Genomic DNA, 17,729 nt, shown 5'->3' on the forward strand with positions numbered 1-17,729 from the left:
ATTTTTCTGGAAATCTGCCCTATGAAATTCGAACATCTCGTCGAAATCAACGATCCGATGAACCCGCTGCTCGACACGCTCACCCGCGAGCAGCTCTGGCACGGCCTGGTGCTGCGCGCCGAGCAGCCAAAATTGTTCATTCCGCACCTGGACGCCTGCGACATCCTCGAGCGCGACGCCGGCGTCATGCGCCGCCGCCTGACGTTCGGTCCGCTGGTGATCGAAGACAAGGTCACCCTGACCCCGCTGCAGGAAGTGCATTACGACGTGCCGGCCCAGGGCGACATCGCCGCCTCGACGCTGCGCATGGTGATCGAGGCGCCCACCAGCGCCATGCTGCTGGTGCGCTTCTGCTACGACGACGGCATGGGCGAACACGTCGACCAGGCCAATGCGATGTACGACGAATTCAAGAAGTCGGCGTACGAAGAAGCCGACATCGACACCGTGCGTGTCCTGCGCCAGCTGGCCGGCCAGGGCAAGCTGGCCACCACACTGCTCAACTGATCCGGCGGTCCGGCGATCCGGCGGCGCGGTCTACAGACCCGGCTGGGAGTCGGCTGCGAGGGTGCTGCTCTCGCCCTGCGCCAGGTTGGTGGCCAGGTCGCGCAGTGCAGTGCGTACGCCTTCTTCGATGACCGGATGGTAGAACGGCATCTCCAGCATCTGGTCGACCGTCATGCGCATCTGGCATGCCCATGACAGCAGGTGGGCCAGGTGTTCGGCGCGCGGCGCGATCATCTCGGCGCCCAGGAACAGGCGCGAGCCGTACTCGGCATACACCCGCAGCATCCCCTTGTTCTGCAACATGACGCGGCTGCGGCCCTGGTTCTCGAACGACACGCTGCCCATCGCGAACTTGGGTTGGCCGCTCGCGCACAGGGCCCGGTAACTCTTGCCCAGCGTGGCGATATTCGGCTCGGTGAACGCCACCGCGATCGGCGTGCGGCGCAGGCCCGGGCGCACGTCGGGGTAACGGCCCGCATTGTCGCCGGCGATCTTGCCGTGATCGGCCGCGTCGTGCAGCAGCGGGCGCTCATTGTTGGCGTCGCCCGCGATGAAAATCGGACTGGTGCCGCACTGCATCGTGCGCACGTCGAAGGTCGGGATGCCGTCGGCGCCCCGCTCCAGGCCAGTCAGCTCGAGGCCCAGGTCATGCACGTTCGGCGTGCGCCCGGCCGCCATCAGCACGTACTGGAAGCGTTCGCTGCTTTCCTTGCCCAGCGCGTCGCGCACGCGCAGGACGACCTCGTCGCCCTCCTGCACCGCACCCATGATTTCGCTCTGGAACGCGATGTCGACTTCCTCGCCCAGCACGCGCGCAGCGCAGCGCAGTACTTCGGGGTCGCTGATGTTGGCGATGGAGCCGCCGCGCGCGTAGAAACGCACACGCACGCCGAGGCGGCTCAGCGCCTGACCCAGTTCGAGGCCGATCACGCCGGTGCCGATCACGGCCACCGAAGCGGGCAGGTCGTTCCAGTAGAACACGTCGTCGCTGGTGACGATGCCGGGACCGACGTTCTCGAGCTGCGGCAGGCGCAGCGGCGTCGAACCGGTGGCGATGACGACGCGCCCGGCGTGGATCTCGGTATGGTCGTCGACTTGCAGCGTGCACGGGCCGGTAAACCGCGCGTGGCCTTGCAGGCGGTCCTGGACGGGGATGGCTTCCACGGCCTCGAGCACGAAACCGACGAAGCGGTCGCGTTCGCGCTGGACGCGCGCCATCACGGCCGGGCCATCGATCCGCACCTCGCCGGCATGCACGCCGAACGGACCGGACGTGTGCAGCGCATGCGCCGCCTCTGCCGCGGCAATCAGGAGCTTGCTTGGCATGCAGCCGACCCGGGCGCAGGTGGTGCCGTAATGCGCACCCTCGATGACTACGGTGCGCGCGCCCTGCGCCCTGGCGGCACGATAGGCCGTCATGCCGGCGGTGCCCGTGCCGATGACGGCAACATCCACGTTCAGTTGTTTCATGGTGCTCTTTCGCTGTTGACAGGCAAAACCATACGCTATTTCACGCCACTGGGGGCAGCACGAACCGATTCAGGATGCCATTGAGCACCAGGGTTTTTCACATCCATGCTAAGTATATGTCGATAAATATTACATACTTTGAGTTAACAATTTTACTTCGGAAATTTTAGGTATAAGAATCAACTACCTACAATGATCTGTAAATACGGCACGATACTTGCTGCTCCTTCAGGTTCACCCACCAAGGAGATCCCATGTCACTTGCTTCCTTCAGCAAACTGCTTGTTAGCCTGTCGCTGTTCGCTTGCGCTTCCGTGTTCGCCGCGCCGCTGGTTGTAAATGTTGCCGGAATCCAGAGCCAGGGTGAGATCGGCGATTCCGGCAATACCGTATTGACGTATAACGTTGGCGCCAATTCGGTCATTACCAGCGTCGCCTACTCGTTCAATCTGACGGCGTTCTCGCCGAGCTGGCTCACCGAAATCGGCCTGGCGTTCACCGATTCGGACAGCCTTGACGGCGTCGCCTTCAACCCGGGTCTCGGCAATAACAGTCCTGGCACTGCGAGCTACGCCGGCTTTGGCGATCTGGTCGACCTTGGCCTGGATTTCGCGGTCGGCACCGACGGCATCCTGCGCCTGGAATTCTATGAAGACTTTGATGACTTCGCTGGCGTCGATGGCGTCTGGAACTTCGGCACCATCACGTTTGGCATCGAACCCGTCAACGTGGAAGTGCCGGAACCGGCCAGCGGCCTGCTGCTGGGCGCAGGCCTGGCCATGATGGGCTACGCAAACCGTCGCCGCCAGGCGGCGCGCAAGGCTGCCAGCGCGGCTTAAATATCGAGCGGGTCGACTTCAAGCGACCACTTCACGCGGGCCTTCATGGCCCGCAACGCTTCCATCCACTCGCGCAGGAATGCCTGCAAGGCCGGGCGCGAGCTGGACTCCACCAGCAGCTGGGCGCGGTCCATATTGTGCACGCGCGTCATCGTCATCGGGATCGGGTCGTTGATCAGGATCCCATCGTGCGCCAGGCAGTCGCGCGCGCTTTCCAGAAACGCAATCGCGATCGGCAGCTCGCGCGCTTCGGCCCGCAGCAAGGCCTGGTACATGTACGGCGGCAGGCCCGCTTCGCGCCGTTCATCGAGCAACTGGCCGGCAAAGCGCTCGTAATCGTGGCGCATCACCGCGCCGTACAGCGGATGCTGCACGTAGCGCGTCTGCACCAGCACCTCGGACGGCGCGCCGGCCCGCCCTGCCCGCCCCGCCACCTGCATCAGCTGCGCGAACAGGCGCTCGCTGGCGCGGTAGTCCTGCGAGAACAGCGCCGTATCCGGGTTCAGGATGCCCACCAGCGTGAGCTTCTTGAAGTCGTGGCCCTTGGCGACCATCTGGGTGCCGATCAGGATATCGACCTCGCCCCGGTGCACGCTGTCGAACGCCGCCTGCGCGCTGCCCTTCAGGCGCGTGGAGTCGGCATCGATGCGCAGGATGCGCGCCTCGGGGAACATCGCCCGCAAACCCTCTTCGACACGCTGCGTGCCGCGTCCCAGCGGCTGGATGTCGACGTTGCCGCAGGTGGGGCACGAACGCGGGATGCGCAGCTCCAGGCTGCAGTGGTGGCAGCGCAGCCGGTTCTCGGGCTTGTGCAGCACCATGAAGGCGGTGCAGCGCGTGCAGTCGCTGATCCAGCCGCAGGCGTCGCAGGAGATCACCGGGGCGTAGCCGCGCCGATTCAAAAACAGCAGTGATTGCTCACCGCGCTCCAGACGCAGGCGCAGCGCCGCGACCATCTCGGCGGTGAGGCCGTCGCGCCCGCGGTCGCGCTCCATGTCGATCAGACGCACGCGCGGCAGCACCGCATCCTGCACGGCGCGCTCGCGCAGGTCGAGCCGCGTGTAGCGCCCCGAGCGCGCGTGGTGCCACGATTCGAGCGACGGCGTGGCCGAGCCGAGCACGATCGGAATCCCCAGCTGGTGCGCGCGCCAGACGGCCAGGTCGCGCGCCGAATAGCGCAGGCCTTCCTGCTGCTTGTACGACGGGTCGTGCTCTTCGTCGATCACGATCAGTTGCAAGTGCGGCAGCGACGCCAGCAGCGACAGCCGCGTGCCGAGCACGATGCGCGCCTGGCCCAGGTGCGCGGCCAGCCAGTGCAGCATGCGCTCGCCTTCGGACAGGCTGCTGTGCAGCGTAGCGAGCATCATGCCCGGGAAGCGCGCCCGGATATTGCCTTCGAGCTGCGGCGTGAGGTTGATCTCGGGAACCATGATCAGGATCTGCGCCTGCGGATCGCGCGCCAGGACCTGGGCACAGGCTTGCAGATAGACCTCGGTCTTGCCGCTGCCCGTGACGCCCCACAACAGGAACGGTTTGAAACCGGTGGCGCCGCCGATGGCGTCGGCCGCCTCCTGCTGCGCCGTGTTCAGCACCGGCATGCCCACGGCAGTGGCGTCCTGCCCGGCGTCGAGCTTGGCCAGCTTTTTCAGCGCGCGCCCCAGCGCCACCGTTTTCGGCACCCGCAGGTTCTTCGGCAAGCCGGGCAACGCGACTTCGCCGAGCGGGCGCTGGTAGTACTCGGCGGCAAACCGCGCCAGCGCGAGCCAGCGCGCGGACAGCGGCGCCAGCTCGCTGCGCACGGCCAGCGCATCCTTGAGTTTTTCGGGCGGCACGTCGCTGGTGAACTTGACCGCGACGATCAGGGCCATCACCTCGCGCCGCGCAAACGACACCAGCGCCAGCTGGCCGGGCAGCGGCTCGTCGCCCGGCTGGCAGGGCCAGCGGTAGTCGAAACTGCTGTTGAGCGGCGTATCGATCACGACTTCGAGGAAACAGTGCGGTGTGACCGGTGCTTGGTTGCTGGTTGACAATCTGGACCCTGTGCAAATCTGTGGAGAACTTTGTGAATAGCCGGGGACTTGACCCCATCAAAGGTTTACGTTAGATCAAGTCTGGAACGATAATTCCCCAATTCAAGACAATTTTAGTCTTTGTAATCAATGACTTGAAAAACCGTGCGAAAACCTGTTTACAACCTTGACCCCATTCGGTCGCTTGTGCATAACTCTGCAATTTTCCGTGGAAAACTCGCTGCGTTGCGTCATACAGTTAAGGCAATACATGAAGTTTCACGCTAAGTCCCGGTAAACCAAGTACTTTTCCCCACGCTGGCAGCGCCTGTTGATAACTTTGTGAACAAGGCCCCGAATCGCGCTGAATTCTCTTGAACAACGTTCATAAGCAAGACAGCCAGATTGCATAACGTCGGTAAAAAACGCTTATGAATCATTTACTTACGAGTAAACGTGAAAAGCCGAGATGTCCACAGGAAGGTTTATCGGATTTGCGGAAGTTGTGAACAAGTGATGATGTTGGCTTGCAATCGTGCTCTCGCGAAACGAGTGCAAGCCATGACGGGATTACTGAGCGCGCTGCTTGCGGCTGAAGCTGTGCACCGCCTCGACCATCGCAGTGACCGATTCCGGCGGGGTAAATTGCGAGATGCCATGGCCCAGGTTGAACACGTGACCGTGGCCATTCGATGGCGTGCCATAGGCCGTCAGCGAGCGCTCGACTTCCGCTGCGATCTGCTCCGGGGCGGCAAACAGGATCGCCGGGTCGAGGTTGCCCTGCAGCGCCACGCGGTCGCCGACCAGCGCACGGGCAGTGCCCAGATTCACGGTCCAGTCCAGCCCCAGCGCATCGGCGCCGATATCGGCCATCTGGTCGAGCCAGATGCCGCCACCCTTGGTGAACACGACGGCCGGGATGCGCACGCCATCCTTTTCGCGCTGCAGGCCGGCCAGGATCTGCTGCATGTATTGCAGCGAGAAGGTCTGGTAGGCGCCATCGGCCAGCGCCCCGCCCCACGAATCGAAGATCATCACGGCTTGCGCGCCGGCGTCGATCTGCGCGTTCAGGTAGGCGGTGACGGCCTTGGCATTGATGTCGAGGATGCGGTGCATCAGGTCCGGCCGGCTGTACAGCATCTTTTTGACCGTGTGGAACTCGCGCGAACCGGCGCCTTCGACCATATAGCAGGCCAGCGTCCACGGGCTGCCCGAGAAACCGATCAGCGGCACGCGGCCATTGATGGCACCGCGGATCTGCGTGACGGCCTTGAACACGTAATCGAGCGAGGCCATGTCGGGCACTTCCAGCGCATGGACCTGCTCTTCGGTGCGCAGCGGACGCTCGAACTTCGGCCCCTCGCCATCGGCGAAATACAGGCCCAGGCCCATCGCGTCAGGAACGGTCAGGATGTCCGAGAACAGGATCGACGCGTCCAGCGGGAAGCGGTCGAGCGGCTGCAGCGTGACTTCGGTGGCGTAATCGGGATTTTTTGCCAGGCCCAGGAACGAGCCGGCGCGCGCGCGGGTGGCGCGGTATTCCGGCAGATAGCGGCCCGCCTGGCGCATCAGCCAGACCGGGGTATAGTCGGTCGGCTGGCGCAGCAGCGCACGCAGGAAGGTGTCGTTCTGGAGCGGGGCAAATTGTGGCATGGGTGGCATCGGTTTGATAGGCAGACGCCTATTATCGCATTCTTGGGGGCGCACTATAATGCTCGTCCACCCTTCGAAAAAGCCCCTCTATGACCGTTGCCACCAGCAAACAAGCCACGCCATGCGGCGCCTGGACTTCCCCGATCACTGCTGCCGTCGTTGCTGCCGGCGCCGTGCCACTGGCGCAGCCGATGCCCGACGGCGCCGCCATCGGCTGGCTCGAGGGACGCACCAGCGAAGGCGGGCGGATGACGCTGATGGTGCACGATGCCGACGGCACGCGCGAGCTGACGCCGGCGCCGTTCAACGTGCGCAGCCGCGTGCATGAATACGGTGGCGGCGCGTACCTGCTGAGCGGCGGCGGCGCCTGGTTCTCGCACCATGCGGACAATCGCCTGTACCGGGTCGAGAACGATGGACAGCCGGTCGCCGTCACGGCCGCCGACACCGGCCACCGCTTCGCCGACTTCGTACTCGACGCCGGGCGACGTCGCTTGGTGGCGGTGCGCGAAGACCATTCGCTGGGCGCGACCTACCCCGTCAACACGCTGTGCGCGGTAGGCTTCGATGGCGCCGAGACCGTGCTGGTCGACGGCAGCGACTTCTACGCCGCGCCGCGCCTGTCGCCCGATGGGCGCCAGCTGGCCTGGCTGTGCTGGGAGCTGCCGCACATGCCGTGGGAAGGCACGGCACTGTGGCTGGGCGACGTGGCCGCCGATGGGGCGATCGTCAACCGGCGCCTGATCGCCGGCGGGGCGGATGAAGCGATCTGCCAGCCCGAATGGTCGCCTGGCGGCGTGCTGCACTTCGTGTCCGATCGCAGCGGCTGGTGGAATCTGTACCGTTACGCCGCTGACGTTGTCGACGCCCTGTGCGAACGCGCGGCCGAATTCGGCGTCCCGCAGTGGAACTTTGGCGGGTCGCAGTACGCTTTCCGCTCGGAAGAACAGATCGTCTGCGCGTATATCGAGGCGGGCGTGAGCCACCTGGGCATCGTCTCCACCCACGACGGCAGCCTGACGCCGCTGGAAACGCCGTATGAAGACATCCGCGACGTGAAAATCAGCGGCGACATCGTTACGCTGCTGGGCGGCGCGCCGACCATTGCACCCGAACTGGCCCGCATCGACCTGGCCGGCGCACCGCTTGAAGTGCTGGCGCACTCGATCCCGCAACTGCCGGCCACGTCGTACCTGGCCGTGCCGCTGGCGATCAGCTATCCAAGCGCGAACGGCCGCACCGCGTACGCGTTCTACTACGCACCGGCCAATCCCGACCATGCGCCGTTGCCGGATGAACTGCCACCGCTGATCGTGATCGGCCACGGCGGCCCGACCAGCATGGCGACCAGCACGCTCAAGCTCTCCACCCAATACTGGACCAGCCGCGGTTTCGCGGTGCTGGACGTGAACTATGGCGGCAGCACCGGCTTCGGGCGCGATTACCGCAACCTGCTCCAGCACCAGTGGGGCGTGGTCGATGTCGAGGATTGCGTGGCCGGTGCACGCCACCTGGCGGCCATCGGGGCGGTCGACCCGGAACGCCTGCTCATTCGCGGCAGCAGCGCCGGCGGCCTGACGGTACTGTCGGCACTGGCCTTCCACGACGTGTTCAAGGCCGGCGCCAGCTATTACGGCGTGTCCGACCTGGCCGGGCTGGATGCGGATTCGCACAAGTTCGAGTCGCGCTACAACGCCTACCTGACCGCGCCGCCCGAGCGCGCCCAGGCCGTGTACCGCGAACGCTCGCCGATCCACCACAGCGACAAATTGCGCAGCCCGATGATCTTCTTCCAGGGCCTGGACGACAAGGTCGTGCCGCCGCAGCAGTCCGAAAGCATGGTCGACGCGCTGCGCGCGCAAAAGCTGCCGGTGGCCTACCTGACGCTCGAAGGCGAAGGCCATGGCTTCCGCAAGGCCGACAGCGTGGTGCGCACGCTCGAAGCCGAGCTGTATTTCTACCTGCGCGTGTTCGGCATTGCCGTGCCAGCCGACCTGCCCGCGATCGAGATCGAGAATCTCGACGCATGAAGGGTGGCCTGCTGCTTGATGACGTGCGGGCGCAGCTGGCCGCCTGCAGCGCCGAAGAACACGCGATCCTGACGCTGCTGGCGATCGCCGGCGAGCCGATGGGCCGCCAGCGCATCCTCGAACACATGCGGGCGCTCAATGCCCCGCTGCCGGCCGCGCAGTGGGCCGACGAACTGGCGCGCCTGAAAGGCGAAGGCCTGCTGGTCGACGCGAACGAACGCGGGCTGGCGCTGGCCCCGGTGGCCAGCTGGCCCGTGCTCGACTTTGCCCTCGACAGTGGTTTGTTCGATGTGGTGGCCGGTGCGTATGGCGCGGTATCGACCGTGCGCCGCGACTGGCAGGGCCACCTGATGCTGCGCAGCTACCGCCAGGGCCTGGCCCTGCTGCGCATCGCGCTGCTGACGCGGCAGGACATCGACGTCGTCACGCCGCTGCTCGACGCCTGCCTGGCCTGCCATGAAGCGAGCTACCTGCATCCGCTGGTCGACGTCTGCGCGCGCCCGTTCACGCCGGCGCTGATCGAGCGCATCCACCCGCGCCTGCTTGAGACCGTGCTGCACGTGCTGGTCGTGCATGTGCGCAGCGAGCCGGCGCTGGCCCCGGCGGTGCGCGCCTGCGCTGAGAGCTACATCACGCGCAGCAGCCCGGAAAGCCTGCTGCGCCGCGCGCTGGGCGAGCACTACATCCTGTGCAGCCGCCTGGACGATGCGCTTGAGCTGGTGGCCGAGATGACCGATTCACCGGGCCTGTTCCTGCGCAGCGTCGTGCAGCTCTTGCGCGACGATGTGGACGGCGGCCTGGCGGGCGTCGAAGCGGCCCTGAAGCAGTTGCGGCGTGAGACCGGCAAGCGCAAGGCCACCTTCAGCGGCCACTGCGCGCACATTGCGGTCGCCGCCCTGTTGCGCAGCACCGAACCGGCGCACCGCAAGCTGGCCGATGCCTGGCTCGAGATCGAAACCCGCGCCGTGCAGCGGCCCGACAACGCAGTCTGGTTCCAGCTCGGCATGCTGCACGAAATCCGGCGCGGCACCGTCGACGCCGGGCTGTTTGCCACCCGCAGCTGGGAACTGTCGCTGGAACCGACCGTATTCCGCGCGCTGATCCATTACTGGCTGGCGCTGCCCGCATTGAACAGCCAGCGGGCGCGCCTGGAAGACATGCTGGCGCAATCCGAGCTGGCCGGGTTCGACCTGTGGTCGGCGCAGCTGGCCGGCGTGCTGGCGCAGATGGGCCAGGCCGATTATCTGATTCACGAGGCGCGCGCGGGCGAACTGCGCCAGCGCCACCGCTTGCCCGACATGGCGCTCTGGTTCACGCGCGAAGAGCCGTGGGAGCGCCAGCTCAACGCGCTGATCAACCTGCAGCCCGCCCTCACGGTGGAGCAGGTCAAGGAATCGCGACTGGTCTGGCTGATCCGCCACGACCCGCACCTGGGCGTGCAGGAAATCGAGCCGCGCGAGCAGAAGCGCGATGCGCAAGGCGCCTGGAGCCGCGGCCGCGCGCTGGGCCTGAAACGCCTGGCCGAAGAAGGCGCGCAGCTCGAGTTCCTCACCGCGCAGGACCTGCAGGCGATCAATGCGATTGCCGGGCGCCGTTACTACGCCGGCAGCGGCATCCGCTTCGAGCTCGAAGTGCACAAGGCGCTGGCCGCGCTGGTCGGCCACCCGCTGCTGTTCTGGATGGCCTCGCCCGGCACGCGCGTCGAACTGCTGCCGGGCGAGCCGGAACTGCTGGTGAAAAAACAGGGCGACAAGGTGTCGATTGCGCTGCACCCGCCGATCGACAACGAAGACGGCGACGTGGTCATCACGCTCGAGACGCCCACGCGCCTGCGCCTGGTGCGCATCAATGACGAACACCGCCGCATCGCCGCCATCGTCGGCGCCGGGCTGGACGTGCCGCTGTCGGCCGAGCGGCGCGTGCTGCGCGCCATCGGCGCGGTGGCGTCCAGCGTCACCGTGCAGTCGGACATTGGCGCGAGCAGCGCCGACATCGACACCGTGCCGGCCGACGCGCGCATGCACATTCACCTTCGGCCCTACCAGCAGGGTTTGCGCATGCAGTTGCTGGTGCGCCCGCTGCCCGGCGGCGCCCACTATGGCCCCGGCGAAGGCGCGGCCAGCGTGATCGCCGATGTCGACGGCATCCGCACCGAAGCGCAGCGCGACATGAACGCCGAGCGCGAGGCCGAACGTCAGCTCGTCGGTGCCTGCCTCGTGCTCGAACAGGGCGAGCAGGAACACGGCGAATGGCTGCTCGGGCAGCCGATGCTGGCACTCGAACTGGTTGAAGAACTCAGGGCATTGGACCCGGCCTCGATCGTCGTGGCCTGGCCCGAGGGCGAATCGTTCCGCGTCACCAAAAAAGCGACCTCGAAATCGGTGCGGGTCCAGATCCGGCGCGAGCGCGACTGGTTTGCTGCCAGCGGCGATATCGTCATCGACGAAGGCCGCGTGATGAGCCTGCGCACGCTGCTGGAAAAGCTGCGCGAGAGCGGCAGCCGGTTTGTCGCGCTGGGCGAGAACGATTACCTGGCCCTGTCCGACGAACTGCACCGGCGCCTGATGGAGCTGGGCGCGTATGGCGAACTGCATGGTGACGGCATCCGCACCCACGCGCTGGCCAGCTTCGCGCTGGGCGAACTGGCGAGCGAGGCCGGCAGCGTCGACGGGGACAAGGCCTGGCAGGCGCACCTGACGCGCATGGCCGACAGCGCCGCCTTCACGCCCACGCTGCCCTCGACCTTGCAGGCCGAGTTGCGCGACTATCAGCTCGACGGCTTCGAGTGGCTGGCACGCCTGGCCCACTGGGGCGTGGGCGCCTGCCTGGCCGACGACATGGGCCTGGGTAAAACGCTGCAGGCGCTGGCGCTGCTGCTCACGCGCGCCAAGGACGGCCCGGCGCTGGTGGTCGCGCCGACGACCGTGTGCCTGAACTGGATCGACGAAGCGGCGCGCTTTGCGCCGACCCTGAACCTGAAACTGTTCGGCCCCGGCGAGCGCGCCGCAACCGTGGACGATGCCGGGCCATTCGACGTCGTCATCGTCAGCTACGGCCTGCTGCAGCAGGAGGCGGCGCGCTTCAAGGGCCGCCGCTGGCACAGCATCGTGCTGGACGAGGCACAGGCGATCAAGAATATGCACACCAAGCGCTCGCAGGCCGTGATGGCGCTGCAGGGCGACTTCCGGATGGCGGCCACCGGCACGCCGCTGGAAAACCACCTGGGCGAGTTGTGGAACCTGTTCCGCTTCATCAATCCGGGTTTGTTGGGCAGCGCCGAGCAGTTCCAGCTGCGCTTTGCCGGCCCCATTGAAAAAGCCCAGTCCGAGAAAGTGAAGGACCGGCGGGCCGAAGTCGCCGCCCGCGCGCGCCTGCGGCGCCTGACCGCGCCGTTCATCCTGCGGCGCACGAAGGCGCAGGTGCTGGCCGAACTGCCGCCGCGCACCGAGATCGTGATCCCGGTCGAACTGAGCGCCGAGGAAAGCGCGCTGTACGAATCGTTGCGGCGCCAGGCGCTCGACAAGCTGGCTGCACTGGAAGCGCCGGAAGGTCAGAAGTCGATCGAGATCCTGGCCGAGATGATGCGGCTGCGCCGCGCCTGCTGCAATCCCGAGCTGGTCGCGCCTGGCGCCGGCATCATCAGCAGCAAGCTGGCCGCATTCGCGCGCCTCACGGCCGACCTGATCGAGAACCGCCACAAGGTGCTGGTGTTCAGCCAGTTTGTTGATCACCTGAGCCTGATCCGCCAATATCTCGACGCGCAGGGCGTGCGCTACCAGTACCTCGACGGGTCCACGCCGATGCAGGAGCGCAAGAAGCGGGTCGACGCGTTCCAGGCCGGCGACGGCGACATGTTCCTGATCAGCCTGAAGGCGGGCGGCGTGGGCATCAACCTGACAGCGGCCGACTACGTGATCCACATGGACCCGTGGTGGAACCCGGCGGTGGAAGACCAGGCCTCGGACCGCGCGCACCGCATGGGGCAGCAGCGCCCGGTGACGATCTACCGGCTGGTCGCGCGCGGCACGATCGAAGAAGGCATCGTCGACCTGCACCGCCACAAGCGCGACCTGGCCGACAGCCTGCTGGAAGGCACCGAGATGGCCGCGCGCATGTCACCAGCGGATATGCTCGACATGCTGCGCACGGGACTGGGCAGATAGCGCTGCCTTGATAGAACAGTAATATTGCACTTTGTCCCGTTCGTGTCGGAATGTTTCATCCGTCCGCAAACGGCGGGTTTGGTGCTAACCTGCACGCGATTCGCGCCGTTGCGGATCACGAATTCACACTTGTTACAGGGCCGAATACGATGATAAAAACGAAAATCGCGCTGGCAGCCGTGCTGGCCTGCTTCGCACTGGCGCCGGCCAGCGCCGTCGCTGCCAAGCCAGCCAAGAGCAAGGCCAAATCGACCAAGGTCGTCAAGAAGTCGACCAAGGCCAAGAAGGCCGTCGTTGGCGCCGCCGCCATTGGTGCGACCGCCGCTGTTGCCAGCAAGAGTGCAAGCGCCAGTGACAGCGCCGCGCCGGCGAAGGCCAGCGAAGGCCGCCTCGATCGCCGCATGGCCACGCTGAGCATGCAGTACCTGACCGCGCTGTGGCGCGTCGACCCGGAAGGCGGCATCTATGTCGGCAAGTTCGACCAGGCCGCAAACCTGACGCTGCCCGATCCTGCCACCCGCGCCAGCAAGCTGGCCTTTGCCAACGAATGGCTGGAAAAATTCGGCAAGCTCGATCCGAAGCAGCTCTCGCCGCGCTACCGCACCGACCTGGTGCTGTTGCTCAACAAGCTGGAAAAGGACCGCTGGGCCTTGACCACCTGGCGCGAGTTCGAGTGGAACCCGTCGGCCTACAACATCGCCGCGCCGCTCGACCTGATCCTCAATACCGAGTACGCGGCCAAGCCACAGCGCCTGCGCACGATCCTCAAGCGCCTGACCGACGTGCCGGCCTATTACGCGGCCGCGCAGGCGTCGATCAAGACGCCGACCCGCGAGCACACCCAGCTGGCGATCAGCCAGGCGCCGGGCACGCTGGCGGTGCTGGCCGACCTGGGCAAGGCGGCCCAGGAATCGATCCTGACCACGCAGGAAAAGACCATCTTCGCGCAGCGCATCGCCAACGCCGGGACCGCAGTGCTGGGCTACGTCGACTTCTTGACCGACATGGAAAAGCGCCAGGCTGCCAATGGCCAGGCGCGTCCGTTCCGCATCGGCAAGGCGCTGTACGAGCAGAAGTTCGCGCTCGACATCCAGTCGTCGAGCAGCGCCGAGCAGACCTACCGCAAGGCTCTTGCGACGCGCGAAGAACTGCTCACGCACATGGACAAGATCTCGGATGAACTCTGGCCGCGCTACATGGCCGGCGTGACCAAGCCAGCGGAGCGCTTCCAGAAGATCGGCATGATGATCGACAAGCTGTCCGCCCGGCACGTCAAGCGCCAGGACTTCTTTACCGAGATCCGGCGCCAGATTCCACTGCTGCAGGACTGGGTCATCAAGCATGACCTGCTGACGCTCGACCCGAGCAAACCCCTCGAAGTGCGCGAAACGCCGATGTACCAGCGTGGCGTCGCCGGCGCGAGCATCGATGCGCCGGGTCCGTACCGCTCGAAGGACAAGACGTACTACAACGTCACGCCGATGGACAGCCTGACGGATGCCCAGGCCGAGAGCAGCCTGCGCGAGTACAACGAATGGATCCTGCAGATCCTGAACATCCACGAAGCGATTCCGGGCCACTATGCGCAGCTGGTGCACGCGAACCGCTCGCCGTCGCTGATCAAGTCACTGTTCGGCAATGGCGCAATGGTCGAAGGCTGGGCGGTCTACGGCGAGCGCATGATGCTCGAATCGGGCTATGGCGACAACGCGCCCGAGATGTGGCTGATGTACTCGAAGTGGAACCTGCGCAGCGTGACCAACACGATCCTCGACTACAGCGTGCACGTGAACGGCATGAACCAGGCGCAGGCGATCGACCTGCTGACGCGCCAGGCCTTCCAGACGCGCCAGGAAGCCGATGAAAAATGGCGCCGCGCCACGCTGACATCGGTCCAGCTGACCAGCTACTACAGCGGCTACGAGCAGATCATGGAACTGCGCGAGCGTCGCAAGGCGCAACTGGGCGAGCGTTTCAACCTGAAGGCGTTCCACGATCAGTTCTTGAGCTACGGCAATGCGCCGGTCAAGATGATTTCGGAACTGATGCAGTAAAAGTACGAAGGGGGCGGCACCTCAAGGTGCCGCCCCCCGGATCGGAACGGGCGTTTGTTACGCCGTTTCTTCGGGTGCGCGCGTGGCGCGGGCGAACATCGGTGCGACCATCAGGCCCAGCTCATACAGCAGGCACATCGGGATGGCCAGCGCCAGCTGGCTGACCACGTCCGGCGGCGTCACGATCGCCGAGATGACGAACGCGCCGACGATGACATACGAGCGCACTTCGCGCAGCTTCTCGATCGGCACGATGCCCATGCGCACCAGGATCACGACGACCACCGGCACTTCGAACGAGGCGCCGAACGCCAGGCACATCGACATCACGAAATCGAGGTAGTTTTCAATATCCGGTGTGACGGCAATCGACGTCGGCGCAAACGCGCTGATGAAGTGGAACACACGGCCAAACACGAAGAAGTAACAGAACGCCACGCCGCCGATGAACAGCAGCGACGACGAAATCACGAGCGGCATCACGAGGCGCTTTTCGTGGGCGTACAGGCCGGGCGCAATGAAGGCCCAGGCCTGGTAGAACACCCAGGGCAGCGCCAGGATGAAGGACAGCAGCAGCGTGACCTTCATCGGCACGAGAAACGGCGAAATCACACCGGTGGCGATCATGGTCGAGCCTGGCGGCAGCGACGCGATCATTGGTGCGGCGATCAGGTCGTAGATCTGGGACGGGCCAGGCCACGCCATCAGTGCGGCGCACACGATCGCAATGCCGATCGAGGCCTTGACCAGGCGGTCACGCAGCTCGACAAGGTGCGAGATGAAGGTATCTTCGCCGGCGGCTTGGTCAGTCATCAGCTAGGCGATCAGAAAAAAGAGGAAGTGGAGTTCGTGCCGGCACCGGGACGGTACTTGCGCACGCGGGCCGCGCCCGACATCACATGGCGCTTGGTGCCATGGCGGTTCTTGTACCAGGCCGGCACGCTCGAAGTGCGCACCAGCTTCTTGCGGCGAAAGTCCTTGGCCTTGCGGTCGATGTCGGCCACGGTAGGCGTGATCACGTGCGCAGTCGCATCCGAGCCGCGCTCGTCCCACAATGCCTCGACTTCATCGACGTGGCTGGTCACGGACGAGCCGAATTCGCTCGTTGCCGATTCGACGTCGTTCTTGAACGACTGCGCGCGGTCCTGCACTTCCTTGTGCAGGTTGCGCAGTTCGTCGAGTTCGATTTCACGGCTGACCTCGGACTTGATGTCATGCAGGTAACGCTGGGCACGCCCATAGAGCGTGCCAGCCATGCGCGCCACCTTGGGCAGCTTTTGCGGCCCGATCACGATCAGCGCGACAACGCCGATGATCGCGATTTTCGACAGTCCAAGATCGATCATGAGGACGCCGGATTACAGGCGGGTCTTGTCGCGGGCTTCCACGTCGATGGTCGACTTGTCGGCCACCTGCTGCGTTGCCTGGACACGGGCGGCTTCTGCTTCGGCAGCGCGCTCTTCGTCACCCTTGACGCCATCCTTGAAGCCCTTGACGGCCTTGCCCAGATCAGAACCCATATTGCTGATCTTCTTGGTGCCGAAAATCAGCATCACGACCACCAGCACGATGACCCAGTGCCAAATACTCAATCCACCCATGTTGTTCTCCTGATGGCGCCTGGCGCCTGAAAAATTAGTGATGCGCAAACTGCATATACACCGAGTATATGCGATGCGGGAGCCCATTGCTCCCAATCGAACTTAGGCCAAACTTAGACGCATCTTACAGCCCCAGCCCGCGCCATGGACGCGGCCCGCCGTACATGTGCAGATGCAGGTGATACACCTCTTGCCCGCCATCCGGACCGGCATTGATCAGCGTCTTGAAGCCGCCAACAGGCTTGCCAGCGGCGTCCATCTTGACCGCAATACCATTTTGCTCGGCAAGTTTCGGCGCCAGCGCCAGCATCTTGCCCAGCAACGCCGCATGCTCGTCGGTGCAATCGGACAACGTGGCCACGTGCACCTTCGGAATCACCAGCAAGTGCACGGGCGCTGCCGGATTGATGTCCTTGAACGCCAGCACGTCATCATCTTCATAGACGATGGCAGCCGGAATTTGCTTGGCAACGATCTTGCAAAAAATGCAGTTATCCATTCGGTCTCCAGATGATTACATTGCATGACACGCAAGCGAGCACGGGCATCCTACCAAGGCTCCATGACATCGGCATGACGATGAGGGACTGATTATGACACCGGTTCGATCGGTTGGCACGCCAGCCATGCGCGCGGGCCGGCGTGCAGGCTCAGGCGTCGGTGCGCGCGGCTTTCTCGTCCAGCCCCGAGACGCCTTCGCGCCGCGCCAGCTCGTCGAGTACCTGCTGCGGCGTGAGGTCGAACTTGGCCAGCAGCACCAGCGAGTGGAACCACAGGTCGGCGCATTCATACAGCACCTTGGCGGCATCGCCATCGACGCGGGCGTCCTTGGCGGCCATCACCAGTTCGGTGGCTTCCTCGCCGATCTTTTTCAGGATGGCGTCGTCGCCCTTGGCGAACAGCTTGGCGACATACGATGCGGCCGGGTCGCCGCCATTGGCGGGTTTGCGCGATTCGATCACGGCCGCGACGCGGGCCAGGGTAACGCTCATGGGGTCTTCTTGTCTTTTGAATAAATCGTGTCGGGATCCTGCAGCACCGGCTCGACGCTGTGCCAGTCGCCGTTGTCGTATTTCTGGAAGAAGCACGAGTGGCGTCCGGTATGGCAGGCAATCCCGCCGATCTGCTCGATCTTGAGCAGGACGACGTCTTCGTCGCAGTCCAGGCGGATCTCGCTCACCTTCTGGATGTGGCCGGACTCTTCACCCTTGTGCCACAGCTTCTTGCGCGAGCGGCTCCAGTACACCGCTTCGCCCGATTCGACGGTGCGGGTCAGCGCTTCGCGGTTCATCCAGGCGAACATCAGTACGTCGCCGCTGGTCGCCTCTTGTGCGATGACGGGCACCAGGCCCTGTTCATCCCAGCGCACCTTGTTGAGCCATTTGGCATTCGTTGTCATTGCG

Annotated in this window: 14 protein-coding genes; 5 read left to right on the forward strand and 9 right to left on the reverse strand. The window is 64.9% G+C overall.

Annotated features, from left to right (window positions below; all coding sequences use genetic code 11):
* Positions 1 to 21 precede the first annotated feature (21 nt).
* Complete coding sequence (locus AC56LW_RS12310; protein ID WP_332531292.1) at positions 22 to 507, forward strand: SRPBCC family protein; 486 nt, start codon at positions 22 to 24, stop codon at positions 505 to 507.
* A 30-nt stretch (positions 508 to 537) separates the two neighbouring features.
* Here AC56LW_RS12310 and AC56LW_RS12315 read toward each other — a convergent pair whose 3' ends face one another.
* Positions 538 to 1,977: a dihydrolipoyl dehydrogenase gene (locus AC56LW_RS12315; protein ID WP_499634654.1), complete on the reverse strand. Its 1,440-nt coding sequence runs from the start codon at positions 1,975 to 1,977 to the stop codon at positions 538 to 540.
* A 254-nt stretch (positions 1,978 to 2,231) separates the two neighbouring features.
* Here AC56LW_RS12315 and AC56LW_RS12320 point away from each other — a divergent pair, with 254 nt between their 5' ends.
* On the forward strand, positions 2,232 to 2,816 hold the full coding sequence (locus AC56LW_RS12320) for a PEP-CTERM sorting domain-containing protein (RefSeq protein WP_499634657.1): 585 nt from the start codon (positions 2,232 to 2,234) through the stop codon (positions 2,814 to 2,816).
* Here AC56LW_RS12320 and AC56LW_RS12325 read toward each other — a convergent pair.
* Both AC56LW_RS12325 and hemE read right to left on the reverse strand, forming a co-directional pair.
* Positions 2,813 to 4,846, reverse strand: a complete 2,034-nt coding sequence (locus AC56LW_RS12325; RefSeq protein WP_499634660.1) for a primosomal protein N' — start codon at positions 4,844 to 4,846, stop codon at positions 2,813 to 2,815. The two genes, AC56LW_RS12320 and AC56LW_RS12325, sit on opposite strands and share 4 nt — an antisense overlap.
* Positions 4,847 to 5,395: 549 nt before the next feature.
* Complete coding sequence (hemE, locus tag AC56LW_RS12330; protein ID WP_183555148.1) at positions 5,396 to 6,478, reverse strand: uroporphyrinogen decarboxylase; 1,083 nt, start codon at positions 6,476 to 6,478, stop codon at positions 5,396 to 5,398.
* An 89-nt stretch (positions 6,479 to 6,567) separates the two neighbouring features.
* Here hemE and AC56LW_RS12335 point away from each other — a divergent pair, with 89 nt between their 5' ends.
* The 3 genes from AC56LW_RS12335 to AC56LW_RS12345 all read left to right on the forward strand — a co-directional run bounded on the left by AC56LW_RS12335 (position 6,568) and on the right by AC56LW_RS12345 (position 14,725).
* Positions 6,568 to 8,508 (forward strand): dipeptidyl-peptidase 5, encoded by a 1,941-nt coding sequence (locus AC56LW_RS12335; protein WP_499634663.1) that lies wholly within the window; start codon positions 6,568 to 6,570, stop codon positions 8,506 to 8,508.
* Positions 8,505 to 12,671, forward strand: coding sequence for an SNF2-related protein (locus AC56LW_RS12340; RefSeq protein ID WP_499634666.1), 4,167 nt, complete (start codon positions 8,505 to 8,507; stop codon positions 12,669 to 12,671). The genes AC56LW_RS12335 and AC56LW_RS12340 overlap by 4 nt, the downstream gene beginning before the upstream one ends.
* A gap of 149 nt (positions 12,672 to 12,820) precedes the next feature.
* Complete coding sequence (locus AC56LW_RS12345) at positions 12,821 to 14,725, forward strand: DUF885 domain-containing protein (protein ID WP_499634669.1); 1,905 nt, start codon at positions 12,821 to 12,823, stop codon at positions 14,723 to 14,725.
* Positions 14,726 to 14,782: 57 nt separating this feature from the next.
* Here AC56LW_RS12345 and tatC read toward each other — a convergent pair whose 3' ends face one another.
* From tatC to hisI, 6 genes are all read right to left on the reverse strand, one after another.
* The gene (gene tatC, locus AC56LW_RS12350; protein ID WP_482896631.1) at positions 14,783 to 15,538 is read right to left on the reverse strand and encodes a twin-arginine translocase subunit TatC; all 756 of its coding nucleotides are present in this window, start codon (positions 15,536 to 15,538) and stop codon (positions 14,783 to 14,785) included.
* Between the two features lie 11 nt (positions 15,539 to 15,549).
* Positions 15,550 to 16,071: a Sec-independent protein translocase protein TatB gene (gene tatB, locus AC56LW_RS12355; RefSeq protein WP_332531284.1), complete on the reverse strand. Its 522-nt coding sequence runs from the start codon at positions 16,069 to 16,071 to the stop codon at positions 15,550 to 15,552.
* Positions 16,072 to 16,083: 12 nt separating this feature from the next.
* The gene (gene tatA, locus AC56LW_RS12360) at positions 16,084 to 16,326 is read right to left on the reverse strand and encodes a Sec-independent protein translocase subunit TatA (protein ID WP_183555135.1); all 243 of its coding nucleotides are present in this window, start codon (positions 16,324 to 16,326) and stop codon (positions 16,084 to 16,086) included.
* Positions 16,327 to 16,450: 124 nt separating this feature from the next.
* Complete coding sequence (locus AC56LW_RS12365; protein ID WP_499582289.1) at positions 16,451 to 16,825, reverse strand: histidine triad nucleotide-binding protein; 375 nt, start codon at positions 16,823 to 16,825, stop codon at positions 16,451 to 16,453.
* A 151-nt stretch (positions 16,826 to 16,976) separates the two neighbouring features.
* Positions 16,977 to 17,318, reverse strand: coding sequence for a phosphoribosyl-ATP diphosphatase (locus tag AC56LW_RS12370; RefSeq protein WP_258836813.1), 342 nt, complete (start codon positions 17,316 to 17,318; stop codon positions 16,977 to 16,979).
* Positions 17,315 to 17,725, reverse strand: a complete 411-nt coding sequence (gene hisI / locus AC56LW_RS12375; RefSeq protein ID WP_332531282.1) for a phosphoribosyl-AMP cyclohydrolase — start codon at positions 17,723 to 17,725, stop codon at positions 17,315 to 17,317. The genes AC56LW_RS12370 and hisI overlap by 4 nt, the downstream gene beginning before the upstream one ends.
* Positions 17,726 to 17,729 lie beyond the last annotated feature (4 nt).

Source organism: Telluria sp. LT2P80, assembly GCF_059685955.1.

Coding starts and splice junctions, on each gene's coding strand:
- AC56LW_RS12310 (WP_332531292.1), top strand. CDS start 22: ATGAAATTCGAACATCTCGTCGAAATCAACGATCCGATGAACCCGCTG.
- AC56LW_RS12315 (WP_499634654.1), bottom strand. CDS start 1,977: ATGAAACAACTGAACGTGGATGTTGCCGTCATCGGCACGGGCACCGCC.
- AC56LW_RS12320 (WP_499634657.1), top strand. CDS start 2,232: ATGTCACTTGCTTCCTTCAGCAAACTGCTTGTTAGCCTGTCGCTGTTC.
- hemE (WP_183555148.1), bottom strand. CDS start 6,478: ATGCCACAATTTGCCCCGCTCCAGAACGACACCTTCCTGCGTGCGCTG.
- AC56LW_RS12335 (WP_499634663.1), top strand. CDS start 6,568: ATGACCGTTGCCACCAGCAAACAAGCCACGCCATGCGGCGCCTGGACT.
- AC56LW_RS12340 (WP_499634666.1), top strand. CDS start 8,505: ATGAAGGGTGGCCTGCTGCTTGATGACGTGCGGGCGCAGCTGGCCGCC.
- AC56LW_RS12345 (WP_499634669.1), top strand. CDS start 12,821: ATGATAAAAACGAAAATCGCGCTGGCAGCCGTGCTGGCCTGCTTCGCA.
- tatC (WP_482896631.1), bottom strand. CDS start 15,538: ATGACTGACCAAGCCGCCGGCGAAGATACCTTCATCTCGCACCTTGTC.
- tatB (WP_332531284.1), bottom strand. CDS start 16,071: ATGATCGATCTTGGACTGTCGAAAATCGCGATCATCGGCGTTGTCGCG.
- tatA (WP_183555135.1), bottom strand. CDS start 16,326: ATGGGTGGATTGAGTATTTGGCACTGGGTCATCGTGCTGGTGGTCGTG.
- AC56LW_RS12365 (WP_499582289.1), bottom strand. CDS start 16,825: ATGGATAACTGCATTTTTTGCAAGATCGTTGCCAAGCAAATTCCGGCT.
- AC56LW_RS12370 (WP_258836813.1), bottom strand. CDS start 17,318: ATGAGCGTTACCCTGGCCCGCGTCGCGGCCGTGATCGAATCGCGCAAA.
- hisI (WP_332531282.1), bottom strand. CDS start 17,725: ATGACAACGAATGCCAAATGGCTCAACAAGGTGCGCTGGGATGAACAG.